The sequence below is a fragment of the Pseudomonas putida genome, assembly GCF_004357765.1.
GTDB classification, from domain to species: Bacteria; Pseudomonadota; Gammaproteobacteria; order Pseudomonadales; family Pseudomonadaceae; genus Aquipseudomonas; species Aquipseudomonas putida_U.
The window spans coordinates 160,415-173,249 of the sequence record NZ_SMTE01000012.1; the positions used below are offsets into that span (position 1 = coordinate 160,415).

The following is a 12,835-nucleotide window of genomic DNA, read 5'->3' on the forward strand; positions in this document are numbered from 1 at the left end:
TGGGAGCGGGCTTGCCCGCGAAAGCGATCGCCCAGGCAACGACGGTGGTCCTGATACCGCATTCGCGGGCAAGCCCGCACCCACAGGGTTTGGTGTTGCAGTCTTGAGCTACGGTTTACCCACATATCAAGAACAACAAGGTGCCCCGCATGCATTACCCTTCCCTGAACTTCGCCCTGGGCGAAACCATCGACATGCTTCGCGACCAGGTGCGCACCTTCGTTGCCGCCGAACTGGCACCACGTGCCGCGCAGATCGACCACGACAACCTCTTCCCTGCCGACATGTGGCGCAAGTTCGGCGACATGGGCCTGCTCGGCATCACCGTGCCGGAGGAGTACGGCGGCGCCGGGCTCGGCTACCTGGCACACGTGGTAGCGATGGAGGAAATCAGCCGCGGCTCGGCCTCGGTGGCCCTTTCCTATGGCGCCCACTCCAACCTGTGCGTCAACCAGATCAACCGCAACGGCACCCCTGAACAAAAGCACAAGTACCTGCCCAAGCTGATCAGCGGCGAGCACATCGGCGCCCTGGCCATGAGCGAGCCCAACGCAGGTTCGGACGTGGTGTCGATGAAACTGCGCGCCGAAAAACGCGGCGACCGCTACGTGCTCAACGGCAGCAAGACCTGGATCACCAACGGCCCCGACGCCAACACCTACGTGATCTATGCCAAGACCGATCTGGACAAGGGCGCCCACGGCATCACCGCCTTCATCGTCGAGCGCGACTGGAAAGGCTTCTCGCGCAGTAACAAATTCGACAAGCTGGGCATGCGCGGTTCCAACACCTGCGAGCTGTTCTTCGATGGCGTCGAGGTGCCAGAGGACAGCATCCTCGGCCAGCTCAACGGCGGCGTGCGCGTGCTGATGAGCGGTCTGGACTACGAGCGCGTGGTGCTCTCCGGCGGCCCCACCGGCATCATGCAAAGCTGCATGGACTTGGTCGTGCCGTACATCCACGACCGCAAGCAGTTCGGCCAGAGCATCGGCGAATTCCAGCTGATCCAGGGCAAGATCGCCGACATGTACACCCAGCTCAATGCCAGCCGCGCCTACCTGTATGCCGTGGCCCAGGCCTGCGACCGTGGCGAGACCACGCGCAAGGACGCTGCCGGGGTGATTCTCTACACCGCCGAGCGCGCTACCCAAATGGCCCTGGAAGCGATCCAGATCCTCGGCGGCAACGGCTACATCAACGAGTTTCCAGCGGGCCGCCTGCTGCGTGACGCCAAGCTGTACGAAATCGGTGCCGGCACCAGCGAAATTCGCCGGATGCTGATCGGTCGCGAACTGTTCAACGAAACCCGCTGAGCAGGAGGAACCTCGCAGATGGCCACCTTGCATACCCAGATCAACCCGCGCTCGGCAGAGTTCGCCGGCAACAGTGCGGCCATGCTCGAGCACGTCCAGGCCCTGCGCCAACTGCTCGCCCAGGTCAGCCAGGGCGGCGGGCCCAAGGCCCAGGAGCGGCATACTTCGCGGGGCAAACTGCTGCCACGCGAACGTATCGACCGCCTGCTCGACCCAGGCTCGGCATTTCTCGAAGTCGGCCAGTTGGCCGCCCATGAGGTGTATGGCGAGGACGTCCCGGCAGCCGGCGTGATCGCCGGCATCGGCCGCGTGGAGGGCGTCGAGTGCATGATCGTGGCCAACGACGCCACGGTCAAAGGCGGCTCCTACTACCCGCTGACGGTGAAGAAGCACCTGCGTGCACAGACCATCGCCCTGCAGAACCGTCTGCCGTGCATCTATCTGGTCGACTCAGGCGGCGCCAACCTGCCGCGCCAGGACGAGGTGTTTCCCGACCGCGAGCATTTCGGACGGATCTTCTTCAACCAGGCCAACATGAGCGCCCTGGGCATTCCGCAGATCGCCGTGGTCATGGGCTCGTGCACCGCCGGCGGTGCCTACGTACCGGCCATGGCCGACGAAGCGATCATGGTGCGTCAGCAAGCGACCATCTTCCTCGCCGGACCACCGCTGGTGAAGGCCGCTACCGGCGAAGTGGTGAGCGCCGAGGACCTCGGCGGCGCCGATGTGCATTGCCGCACCAGCGGTGTGGCCGACCATTACGCCGACAATGACGAGCACGCCCTGGCCCTGGCCCGGCGTAGCGTCGCCAATCTCAACTGGCACAAGCTCGGCCAGTTGCAGTGCCGCCCGGTGGTCGCCCCCCTGTACGCTGCCGAAGAGCTGTACGGCGTGGTGCCGGCCGATGCCAAACAGCCGTTCGATGTGCGCGAGGTGATCGCCCGCCTGGTCGATGGTTCGGTGTTCGACGAATTCAAGGCCTTGTTCGGCACTACCCTGGTGTGCGGCTTCGCTCATCTGCACGGCTACCCAGTGGCGATCCTGGCCAACAACGGCATCCTCTTTGCCGAGGCCGCGCAGAAAGGCGCGCACTTCATCGAACTGGCCTGCCAGCGCGGCATTCCACTGCTGTTCCTGCAGAACATCACCGGCTTCATGGTCGGCAAGAAATACGAGGAAGGCGGCATCGCCAAGCACGGCGCCAAGCTGGTCACCGCCGTGGCCTGCGCCCAGGTGCCGAAGTTCACGGTGATCATCGGCGGCAGCTTCGGCGCCGGCAACTATGGCATGTGCGGACGCGCCTACGACCCCCGCTTCCTGTGGATGTGGCCCAATGCACGCATCGGCGTGATGGGCGCCGAGCAAGCCGCCGGAGTGCTGGCCCAAGTCAAGCGCGAGCAGAGTGAGCGCAGTGGCCAGGTGTTCAGCGCCGCCGACGAAGCCAAGCTCAAGCAGCCGATCCTCGACCAGTACGAGCGCCAGGGGCATCCCTACTACTCCAGCGCGCGCCTGTGGGACGACGGCGTCATCGACCCGGCGCAGACCCGCGACGTGCTCGGCCTGGCCCTCTCGGCCGCGCTGAACGCACCGATCGAACAGAGCCGATTCGGCATCTTCCGGATGTGACCCCATGAGCGATTTCAGCACCCTCGAAGTGATTCGCGACCCGCGCGGCTTCGCCACCCTGTGGCTGAGCCGTGAGGACAAGAACAACGCCTTCAACGCGCAGATGATCGGCGAGCTGATCAGCGCCCTCGACCAACTGGCCGAGGACGCCAGCTTGCGCTTTCTGCTGCTGCGTGGCCGTGGCCGGCACTTCAGTGCCGGTGCCGACCTGGCCTGGATGCAACAATCGGCGCAGTTGGACTTCAACCGCAACCTCGAAGACGCCCACGAACTCGGCGAGCTGATGTACGCCCTGTACCGACTCAAGGTGCCGACCCTGGCAGTGGTCCAGGGCGCGGCTTTTGGCGGCGCCCTGGGCCTGATCAGCTGCTGCGACATGGCCATCGGCGCAGAAGACGCCCAACTGTGCCTGTCGGAAGTGCGCATCGGCCTGGCGCCGGCGGTGATCAGCCCGTTCGTGGTCAAGGCCATCGGCGAACGCGCCGCCCGGCGCTACAGCCTCACCGCTGAACGCTTCAGCGGCGTGCGCGCCCGCGAGCTGGGGCTGTTCGCCGAAGTCTACCCGGCCAGCGAACTCGACGCCCAGGTCGAGGCCTGGGTCGCCAATCTGCTGCACAACAGCCCGCAGGCCCTGCGCGCCACCAAGGACCTGCTGCAGGAAGTCGATGACGGCGAACTGAGCCCAGCACTGCGCCGCTATTGCGAGAACACCATCGCCCGCATCCGCGTCAGCGCCGAAGGCCAGGAAGGCCTGCGTGCCTTCCTGGAAAAGCGCCGCCCTGCCTGGCAAACCGACGACAACAAGGAACCGCGCCCATGAGCCGCCCTCTCCTGACCACCCTGCTGGTTGCCAACCGCGGCGAGATCGCCTGCCGGGTGATGCGCACCGCCAAGGCCATGGGCCTGACCACGGTGGCCGTGCACAGCGCCACCGACCGTGACGCGCGCCATAGCCGCGAGGCCGATATCCGCGTCGACCTGGGCGGTACCAAGGCCGCCGACAGCTACCTGCTGATCGACAAGCTGCTCGCCGCGGCCAAGGCCAGCGGCGCCCAGGCCATTCACCCCGGTTACGGCTTTCTCTCGGAGAACGCAGGCTTCGCCCGTGCCATCGAAGCCGCCGGACTGATCTTCCTCGGCCCACCGGCCAGCGCCATCGACGCCATGGGCAGTAAATCGGCGGCCAAGGCACTGATGGAAGCAGCCGGCGTACCCCTGGTGCCGGGCTACCACGGCGAAGCCCAGGACCTCGACACCTTCCGCGCCGCTGCCGAACGCATCGGCTACCCGGTGCTGCTCAAGGCCAGCGCCGGCGGCGGCGGCAAGGGCATGAAGGTGGTCGAGCACGAGCACGAACTGGCCGACGCCCTGGCCTCTGCCCAGCGCGAAGCCCAGGCCTCGTTCGGCGATGCGCGCATGCTCGTGGAAAAATATGTGCTCAAGCCGCGCCACGTGGAAATCCAGGTGTTCGCCGACCAGCACGGCAACTGCCTGTACCTGAACGAGCGCGATTGCTCGATCCAGCGCCGTCACCAGAAAGTGGTCGAGGAAGCACCGGCACCGGGTCTGTCGCCCGAACTGCGCCAGGCCATGGGCGAGTCGGCAGTCCGTGCGGCCCAGGCCATCGGCTATGTCGGTGCGGGAACCGTCGAGTTTCTGTTGGACGCCCGTGGCGAGTTCTTCTTCATGGAGATGAATACCCGCCTGCAGGTGGAACACCCGGTCACCGAAGCGATCACCGGCCTCGACCTGGTGGCGTGGCAGATCCGCGTCGCCTGCGGCGAGCCACTGCCGATCAGCCAGGAGCAGGTGCCGCTGATCGGCCACGCCATCGAGGTGCGCCTGTACGCCGAAGATCCGGCCAACGAGTTTCTACCGGCCACCGGTCGCCTCACACTGTACCGGGAATCGGCGCCCGGCGAAGGTCGCCGGGTGGACAGCGGGGTGAGCGAGGGCGATGTGGTTTCGCCGTTCTACGACCCGATGCTGGGCAAACTGATCGCCTGGGGTCAGGACCGCGAACAGGCACGACTGCGCTTGCTGGCGATGCTCGACGAGTTCGCCATCGGCGGGCTCAAGACCAACATCGGCTTTCTGCGACGGATCCTCGCTCACCCGGCGTTTGCCGAGGCTGAGCTGGATACCGGGTTCATCGCTCGTCATCAACAGGTATTGCTCCCGCCCCCACAGGCGTTGCCTGCGCCGTTCTGGGAAGCGGCGGCCGAGGCCTGGCTGCAGGGCCAGACCGGGCAATGCCGCACTGACGATACCGGCTCGCCATGGGCCGAGCGTAGCGGCCTGCGCCTGGGCTTACCAGCGCGTAGCAGCCTGCACCTGAGCAGTGGTGGCCAGGACCAGGCCGTGGCGCTGGAGCGCAGCGCGGCTTCGACCTGGCGCCTGGACGGCGAGCAACTCTGCCACGACCAGGATGGCCTGCGCCGCCGCTATCTGGCGGTGCGCCGGGGCAACACCCTGTACCTGCGCTGGGATGACGAGATGCACGCCATCGAGGCGTTCGACCCGATCAGCGCCGCCGAAGCCAGCCATGCTCACCAAGGCGGCCTGGGTGCCCCGATGAATGGCAGCATCGTCCGGGTCCTGGTCGAACCCGGGCAAGTGGTCGAAGCCGGCACTGCATTGGTGGTACTAGAGGCGATGAAGATGGAGCACAGCATCCGTGCGCCCCATGGTGGCATGGTGCAGGCGCTGTTCTGTCAGGAAGGGGATATGGTCAGCGAAGGGACGGTGTTGGTGGAATTGGTGGAGGACAACTAAGTTCTGCATTCATGGGCGCAGGCCTTGGGCTGCGCAGCGGTGCCGGAATCGCGCGCCGCCGCTTCAAGTGCACGAGCAGTCAGTCGAAAGCCCCATGCGCCCGAACCACCACGCCGAGGAACTCGCACCCCTCCTCGCACACCAGGGCTGGGTAGCGGCTGTTGAGCGGTTTCAAGTACCACTGCCCGCCCTCCTCGGCCAACTCGCGGAAGATCGCCGACTTGCCTGGCTGGCGGGCGATCACCAGCCTGCCCGGCTGCGCTTGCAAGCCGGTATCCACCAGGATGCGCATGCCCTCGGGCACGCTTCTACCACGGTCGGCGTTCATCGAGTCGTTCTCGACCTCCAGCCAGAACGCGTTGCCTGAAGGCATGTAATCGGTTTGCTCCGAGACCTCGGGCTGTTCCGGCAGAGGCCCCTGCAAATCGCCCCAGGCCAGCACCGGGAAACGAAAACTGGCATAACGCAATGCCTCGCCCGATATCGGTCGCTCCGAGGCATAGGCACTGCGCTCTTCACTCACCAGGGTGCGCTCGACCACCATGACCTGGGCCTCCAGATACACCAGACCGAGCTTTTCCAGTTTTTCGTTGATGGTGGCCAATGTCGGGCGACGCGTTCCGCGCAGCCAGTGCCCGACCCCGCCCTGCGTCATCGACAGGCGCTCGGCGAGCTTGATCTGGCTGAGGTCGTGTTCGCGCTTGTAGCGCTTGAGAAATGAGTTCCAGTTTTCCATGAGCGCAAACGATACGGACTGTACTGGCAGCTTCAATACACAATTTGAATTATCTATTACAAGATAATTAGTACATGCTGACCTATATTGTGGATTCGTTGTGATTGAAGGGACATCAACAGGTACCACGATGAAATCAGTGAAAAAGCCCGTAACAGAAAGCGAGTGCGAAGCGGCCCGCCGCGCGCTCGACTACTACCTCAACCCCAGCCAGCCGCTGACCACCATTCAGCACAAGATCTGGACCCTGCACGAGGATGTGAGCCACGAAGAAATCATGGAGAACGCCATCGGTCTGCTCCGATGCGCGGCCGCCTCAGCCCGCACGACCGCTTCGCAGCAGGACGGCACCCCACGTGAACTGACCATCGCGCTGGTGCACATGATCGACATGGCCAAAGCCTTGCTGGAGCACAGCGCAAAGCGGCCCGGGCCGGGCATCGACGGAAGAACGTAGGAGAAAGGAAGGTGACGGCGGGAGGCGCGTGGGCCGGCTCGAGGAAGCGCACCGAAAAATTTTCAGCGGATAACTGAAAATTCATTTGACTTGCAAATGATAACGATTATTATTGCACTCAGCTGATCGCGAGATCCGCTGGATAACCTGGAGCTTAGGTCGCTCTCAGATTATCTCCTCATCAGGCTAATCACGGTTTTTGACCCGGCTTTTTGCCGGGTCTTTTTTTTGGCTCTTCAGGCTAATGAAGATCGTTGATGGCGGCGATGATAGCAAAACTGTGTCAGAGCGTGAATGCTCATTACAAATCTTTGCGGAATCAGCACTTGAGAATCAATCTCGTTTCGCCTACTCTGGTTCCGCATCACGGAAGATGCCCCCTCCCCCCATCCCCTGAGCAAGGAGCTGTCCATGAGCCGTTTGCTGCTGCCCGTTGAGCACCCCGCGCCATCGGCCGGGCACCTGGCCGACAATGCGCTGCTGCACGGCCTCAAGCGTCTGCCGCGACGCGTCCAGCAAGTGTTCCTGCTCAGTCGCCTGGACCGACTCGACTTCGCCAGCATCGCACGTCGCCTCGACCTGCCAGTGCGCAGTGTCGAACGGCACATGAACCAGGCGCTGAAAAGCGCAAGCCCCCAGGGCGATACCCTGGCCGAGGTCGCCGGGCAATGGTACGTGCGCCTGCAGAGCCCGCAGGCCACCACCTGTGAGCGCATCGACTTCCGCCGCTGGCTGGATGCACACCCGGCCCACTTGCAGGCTTTCCACGACACCGAGCTGCGCTGGCGGCAACTGTTGGCTCCGGCTCGGGAGCTCGGCCAGGACGGGTGGTATCGGCATGGGCGTGCAGCGTTGTCGTTGGGTGGGTGTTCGGTGGCGCTGGGGCTTGGGCTGGCGGCCTTGCTGGCATTGGGGTTCTGGGCGTAAGCACGCGGCTCAAGAGAGGCATATTAAGCTCGGCAACGTGGGGATCGACCCGCCCATCAGCGTTATTCTAACTTCCAGCCCGCCCGGTCTCGAGCAGCGTCCGCGGCAAGCTGAAATCCTTGAAGGGCTGCTGAGTGATCGGGTTGAACGCCTTCTCGGATGACAGCTTGTAGCGGGCCACGCCACGCGCCGTTTTGAAGGTCAAATCCACGCTCGTTTCGGAGCGTCCATTCAGCATGCCTCGACTGAGCAATCGAAACATCGACCACGGCCCACGATACTCAAGACTGCTGCTGTGACCATCTTCTCGTAGAAGCGTAAGCGTGCTGCGAGCTTGTCGCGGGTTAGGCCAGATGATACCTGCCACCGTTCTGCCCCCTTGTGGATAGGCAATCATTTGTCCCTCAAGATCAAGCAAGCCAGCACGCTGTTTTGGCCCCAGTCCCAACGGCTCAATGCTGAATTGCACGCCAAGATTGCCGCGGTTATCGAAGAATGTCTCGCGGATCCGTGTGGCTGCCTCCAACTGCTGCATGACGTCCATTCGGATCAGGTCACCGCCGAGGCTTTCTGCGTAGGGCGCGTTCAGGTTTTCCTTGAGAAGCACGTCCAGGTACCGCTCTTGAAACTGCTGAAGCCTACCCTTGGGCCCAAAAAACGCTTCAAAATCTTCCAATGCGGCATCGGGGGCTCCGCTTATGAAGGGATAGCGAGCGGCCAGTCGTTGCTCGAAAAAACTGTACACCTCCGCATGCCAGCGTCGCTCAAGCTCGTACAACGCTTCGACGACAAGCACCTGAGCGGTCTGCTCGGAGATGGTCACGACTTGCTGGCGAAGCGGATCTGGCAGGCCGGCAGCGATTCGCAGTAAAGTAGCGATCGGATCGCCCCCCTTGGTAGAGAAGCGCCCCAGCACCGCATCCAACGCAGCTTTACCGCGATCTGGACTGTCTTGCACCGCCCTCGCGTAATCATGCACGGCTTTGATGGCATCAAGCGTCTCCTCATAATAGCTTCGCCGATCCCTTGTCACTTCGAGCATTCCGTTCAATCCCGTAAAAGCTCGCCCAATGTCCAGAGTCTGAGAATGCTTTCCGGGTACTGAAGGCGAATCGAGGACAGCACCCAATCCATCCATTTCTTGGCCATGAGCAGGTATATTGTCGAACACCGTGTTGTCACGCACGGTCTCTAGTAGCCGCCGCAGAGGTGCGGCAGGCCCGGTCAGTTGTGCCAGTACCGACACGGCATGGGCGAGATCGTGAAAGCTTGTGACAGTCAGCCGATTCAACGACTGTTGCCAGCTGTCAATGTAGTCGGCGCTATACAGATTGCGTATCTGCCCGGCCAGGACGGCGCGATCAGTTGGCGAATAATCCAGCTCTTGGCGTTCACCCAATGCCCACTGGTCGAACAGGGCCATTTGCGTCAATCGCTGGCTCCGTGGCTCAAAGACTGCATTGAACCCCTTGGCCGTCAGTAACGCAGGTAAACGCTGATTCTGGGTCGGCTGGTAAATGACATCGAAGGCCGGCCCGACCTGTTGACGTAAGTCCAAGCCTGCTCGCAGATCTCGCTCTGCCTCATGCTTTAGGTGGGCATAGAGGCGTTGCGATAACGGTACCTTGCGTAATGCTTGCTGAATCTCGTCGACGCTACGGCGATGCCCACCAAGATCGGCGTCCGCATAGGCCAAGGCGTACTTCAGATGGCGCATCAGGGCCCGCTGAACCTGACCTTCGCCGGGGAATTGCAATTGCCATTGCCGAGCCATCCACTGCTCTACCCATTCCGGGTTTCGGTTCTGCCGGTCCTCAATCATCCGGTACACCCGAAGCGCGGCCATCTGTTGTTCGCTAGCAACAGGCGCCGCGTTCATGGCATCTACCAAGCCACTGGCCAAAGCCGGTAGAAAGCGTCGAGACAACAGGGTCAGATAGGCTTCGTCAACCAGTGGGCCGATCGAACGACCCTGATACAAACCTGCATCGGAAAAACCTGACCACGCCGATCGATAGTCACCAAACAGCGAAGCGGCATCGCCAACCTGCTGCAAAGACGTCAACAGGTTACGTCCGGTTGGATCGAGCCGCTGATCCACCGCGGCAGCCTTGAATGCCTGGCTCTTCATCAGCACCGTGTTTGCCTTTTCTCGGTTGACCAGGAAGAAATACTGAAAAGCCGAGCCAACCACCACAAACGCCAACAAGCCACAGCTACAACCCAGCCAAAACCCTCGGCGCTTGCTGTGAGAGACTTTGATGTTCTCACTGCCCAAACCCGCCTCGGGAAGAATGACATCTCGAAAGAGTTGTTTCACAAAATACGACTGAGGTCTTTCGTTACGCTTCCCCTCCCTCAAAGGCCGAGGCACCACATACGGCTGCGCGGATTCGCGAAGGAATGCGTTTTCCACAATCCCATGCTGCGCAACCGAAGACCAATAGAGGCCGCGTACCAATGCTGGTGTGGTGAAGCGGTCACTTGCCAGCGCCTTCGTCAGGAACTTCACCAATGCCGGATGCAAACCTGCCAACTGCGCCTGAAAGGTCAGCAGTCGCTTGCGTTGTTTATCGCTGAAGGGCGCGACGAAGGCGCTCATGGTGACGTTGTCGAGATCCTTAAGTAGTTGATCGAATTGCGTGTCCAACTCACTCAGCCAGGTATCGGATGCCGCCGTTACATTCAGTTTGAAACTAAAGCCGAGCAGTTGCTCGCGCTGGGCGTCCCGAAGCTGGCTGACAAACTCGTCAAATCCATCGAGCAAGTCCAACTTGCTGAACACCACATAGAGCGGCAGGCGCAGGCCTAGCTTGCTGCTCACCTCATGGAGCCGAGCACGAACAAGGTGTGCCAGTGTCGTGCGTTCCTCAGGACTTGAATGCAACAAGGCGGCGAGATCGACGACCAGCACCAGACCGTTGAGCGCACGACGGCCTCGGTTGCGAACTAGCCAGTCGAGCAGATGGGTCCACAAGTTCGCTTGTGTACCCATGGGCAGTGTCGGCTTGTAGTTGTCGCTCACGCAGTGCCTGTTGATGCCGGCGCAACCTTGAGTGATGAAGCCCCCGGGAGGGTCGAAGATCACTGCATGGTCGCTGATCCATCCGTCGACCCCATAGACCGGCACGTCCCCGTGCAGGCCAAGCGCCTGGGCCTTACCGATATGCGTCAGGGAGAACTGCTGCTGGGTTCCCTCGATCAAGCGGCTCTTGCCTGCGCCCTCGGCCCCCAGTACCAGGTAGCACGGCAGTCGATACAGCGCCCGCTGGCCTCCGGCATGTTTCAGATAGCTCGCAAGTTGCTGGTCAAGTGCCTGCTGCTGCTCCTGCAAAAAAACCAGACTGGGCTCAGCCACGATGGCGTCAGCCTGCGCGCGCTCATCCCGCAACCGTCGAAAGCGCGAACGCAGCACCATCAACCAGCAGAGCAAAGGCAGCATCAGCAGCAACAGAGTAGCGATGCTGCGCTGCGCCGCACTGGCCAACGGTTGCTGTGTTCGCCAGGTCCACTGAGGGCCGAACCACCAGATCAAGACGAGCAACAAGGCAAGACCCAGACCCAGCAACAGGGGCATGGCCGCGGCTATGTGTTTCAACCAAGAGCGTTGCTCGCGCTTGAAGTTAAAGTAGCTCGACAGGTATCTCATTGGCGCTCCAGTCTTTTATCGGCGCACGTGACAACACCAAGCCCCTTGCGTAACAAGGGTTCAGGTTAGACCTTTCTTAAAACATGCAAGCTGAAGAGTAAAACACTGCACCCTCACCCTACAAACAAATATCAACTTACACTTTTAAGCTCGACTAAATCACACACAACCGAGCATGGTTTAAAGCCGACCAAAAATCAAACAGACAACAAAAGCAAGAAAAACCCTAGGAATATTCCTACATAACAACAAACAACTTACACCGCCACAGAAATTTCCTACAGTGTGGATTTAGCGACTCTACGTTGGAAACCGATATCCGGTTCGATCAGGAAAATAAATGAGTACTCATCAAGCAACGTCAGACGCAACTGGAGCGTCTCCAACTGGCCGCATCGATACGCCATGTGAAAAACCTGATCAGTCGAACGCCACCGGTAGCATCCCTGGCTACGAGACGGATTATCCTCCCGATCCTGACTTCCGACTCCGTGCTGGCTTCATGAACCCCATGTGCGAAGCTGCGATGCCGCTATTTGGCCTTGCCCTGCGCCTGGAAACCTTGGACGGACATGAGAATGTGGAGGAACTGCACCACCGGCTTCGCCTGCGCGTTTCACAGATCATCGACCAGATGAAGGAGAAGCGCTGCTATGACCCGGTAGTGATTTCGATCTACTCCTACGCGCTGTGCCAGTACATCGACGAAACCGTGATGAAAACCACGTGGGGCATAAACTCCATGTGGGTCCAGTACCCACTACTTAGCATCTTCCATAACGACACTCTCGCCGGCGAAAAGATTTTCACACTGATTTCGCGGATGCGCGAAGATAGTAGACGTTTTCAAGATGTACTGGAGTTCGTGTACCTCTGCTTCTGCATGGGTCTGAAGGGAAAGTACGGCGTTGTTTCCAATGGCGATGAAGCGATCCAGAAACTGATCGTTGAACTGCACGATGCCATTCGAGAGCTACGCGGCCCATTGCCAGCAAAAATTGGCAATCCACTGGCCAATGTTGCACCGCATAACTTCCGCATGCGCCGTATCTGGCCGTGGTGGAGCCCTCTGTTGATCTCCGCTCTCATCATCGCAGTGATGTACGGCATCTACAGCTACCAATTGCACCATATTACGAGCGAAGTACTGGAGTCTCTCAACAGCATCCTGAACCAATGATGGCCACAGAGCCTTGCACATCCAGGAAACTTTCCAGGAGGAGTTATGCCTAGCCAATCCGATCTGCGTTTCACCTTCCATCCCCTGGTCGGCAAAACGCAATTCGAAGTGGTGTCGTTCTCACTCACGGAGGCGGTGAGCACGCCCTTCAAATTGATTCTCGAGCTGATCA

The 12,835-nt window shown here is 61.0% G+C and carries 9 protein-coding genes; 7 read left to right on the forward strand and 2 right to left on the reverse strand.

Annotation, left to right across the window (positions count from 1 at the left end; translation table 11 throughout):
- Positions 1 to 149: 149 nt before the first annotated feature.
- From E2H86_RS19645 to E2H86_RS19660, 4 genes are read left to right on the forward strand one after another with little or no spacing between them, the layout of a single operon-like run.
- Positions 150 to 1,313, forward strand: coding sequence for an isovaleryl-CoA dehydrogenase (locus E2H86_RS19645; protein WP_133330803.1), 1,164 nt, complete (start codon positions 150 to 152; stop codon positions 1,311 to 1,313).
- Positions 1,314 to 1,331: 18 nt separating this feature from the next.
- Positions 1,332 to 2,939 (forward strand): carboxyl transferase domain-containing protein, encoded by a 1,608-nt coding sequence (locus E2H86_RS19650; protein ID WP_133330805.1) that lies wholly within the window; start codon positions 1,332 to 1,334, stop codon positions 2,937 to 2,939.
- Between the two features lie 4 nt (positions 2,940 to 2,943).
- Positions 2,944 to 3,759, forward strand: coding sequence for a gamma-carboxygeranoyl-CoA hydratase (locus tag E2H86_RS19655; protein ID WP_133330807.1), 816 nt, complete (start codon positions 2,944 to 2,946; stop codon positions 3,757 to 3,759).
- The gene (locus E2H86_RS19660) at positions 3,756 to 5,714 is read left to right on the forward strand and encodes an acetyl/propionyl/methylcrotonyl-CoA carboxylase subunit alpha (protein ID WP_133330809.1); all 1,959 of its coding nucleotides are present in this window, start codon (positions 3,756 to 3,758) and stop codon (positions 5,712 to 5,714) included. The genes E2H86_RS19655 and E2H86_RS19660 overlap by 4 nt, the downstream gene beginning before the upstream one ends.
- A 79-nt stretch (positions 5,715 to 5,793) precedes the next feature.
- Here the strand turns inward: E2H86_RS19660 and E2H86_RS19665 are convergent, their stop codons facing one another.
- Positions 5,794 to 6,450: a LexA family protein gene (locus E2H86_RS19665; RefSeq protein WP_133330811.1), complete on the reverse strand. Its 657-nt coding sequence runs from the start codon at positions 6,448 to 6,450 to the stop codon at positions 5,794 to 5,796.
- A gap of 130 nt (positions 6,451 to 6,580) precedes the next feature.
- Between E2H86_RS19665 and E2H86_RS19670 the strand changes: the two genes are divergently transcribed.
- Both E2H86_RS19670 and E2H86_RS19675 read left to right on the forward strand, forming a co-directional pair.
- The gene (locus tag E2H86_RS19670) at positions 6,581 to 6,907 is read left to right on the forward strand and encodes a DUF6124 family protein (protein ID WP_133330813.1); all 327 of its coding nucleotides are present in this window, start codon (positions 6,581 to 6,583) and stop codon (positions 6,905 to 6,907) included.
- Between the two features lie 411 nt (positions 6,908 to 7,318).
- A complete protein-coding gene (locus E2H86_RS19675; RefSeq protein WP_133330815.1) occupies positions 7,319 to 7,834 on the forward strand; it encodes a DUF4880 domain-containing protein in 516 nt (171 codons plus the stop codon).
- A 67-nt stretch (positions 7,835 to 7,901) separates the two neighbouring features.
- On the opposite strand, the gene tssM is transcribed toward E2H86_RS19675, so the two are convergent.
- Positions 7,902 to 11,483 (reverse strand): type VI secretion system membrane subunit TssM, encoded by a 3,582-nt coding sequence (gene tssM, locus E2H86_RS19680; protein WP_133330817.1) that lies wholly within the window; start codon positions 11,481 to 11,483, stop codon positions 7,902 to 7,904.
- Between the two features lie 340 nt (positions 11,484 to 11,823).
- On the opposite strand from tssM, the gene icmH reads away from it, so the two are divergent.
- Positions 11,824 to 12,663 (forward strand): type IVB secretion system protein IcmH/DotU, encoded by an 840-nt coding sequence (gene icmH, locus E2H86_RS19685; RefSeq protein WP_133330819.1) that lies wholly within the window; start codon positions 11,824 to 11,826, stop codon positions 12,661 to 12,663.
- Positions 12,664 to 12,835: the final 172 nt, after the last annotated feature.

Coding starts and splice junctions, on each gene's coding strand:
- E2H86_RS19645 (WP_133330803.1), top strand. CDS start 150: ATGCATTACCCTTCCCTGAACTTCGCCCTGGGCGAAACCATCGACATG.
- E2H86_RS19650 (WP_133330805.1), top strand. CDS start 1,332: ATGGCCACCTTGCATACCCAGATCAACCCGCGCTCGGCAGAGTTCGCC.
- E2H86_RS19655 (WP_133330807.1), top strand. CDS start 2,944: ATGAGCGATTTCAGCACCCTCGAAGTGATTCGCGACCCGCGCGGCTTC.
- E2H86_RS19660 (WP_133330809.1), top strand. CDS start 3,756: ATGAGCCGCCCTCTCCTGACCACCCTGCTGGTTGCCAACCGCGGCGAG.
- E2H86_RS19665 (WP_133330811.1), bottom strand. CDS start 6,450: ATGGAAAACTGGAACTCATTTCTCAAGCGCTACAAGCGCGAACACGAC.
- E2H86_RS19670 (WP_133330813.1), top strand. CDS start 6,581: ATGAAATCAGTGAAAAAGCCCGTAACAGAAAGCGAGTGCGAAGCGGCC.
- E2H86_RS19675 (WP_133330815.1), top strand. CDS start 7,319: ATGAGCCGTTTGCTGCTGCCCGTTGAGCACCCCGCGCCATCGGCCGGG.
- tssM (WP_133330817.1), bottom strand. CDS start 11,483: ATGAGATACCTGTCGAGCTACTTTAACTTCAAGCGCGAGCAACGCTCT.
- icmH (WP_133330819.1), top strand. CDS start 11,824: ATGAGTACTCATCAAGCAACGTCAGACGCAACTGGAGCGTCTCCAACT.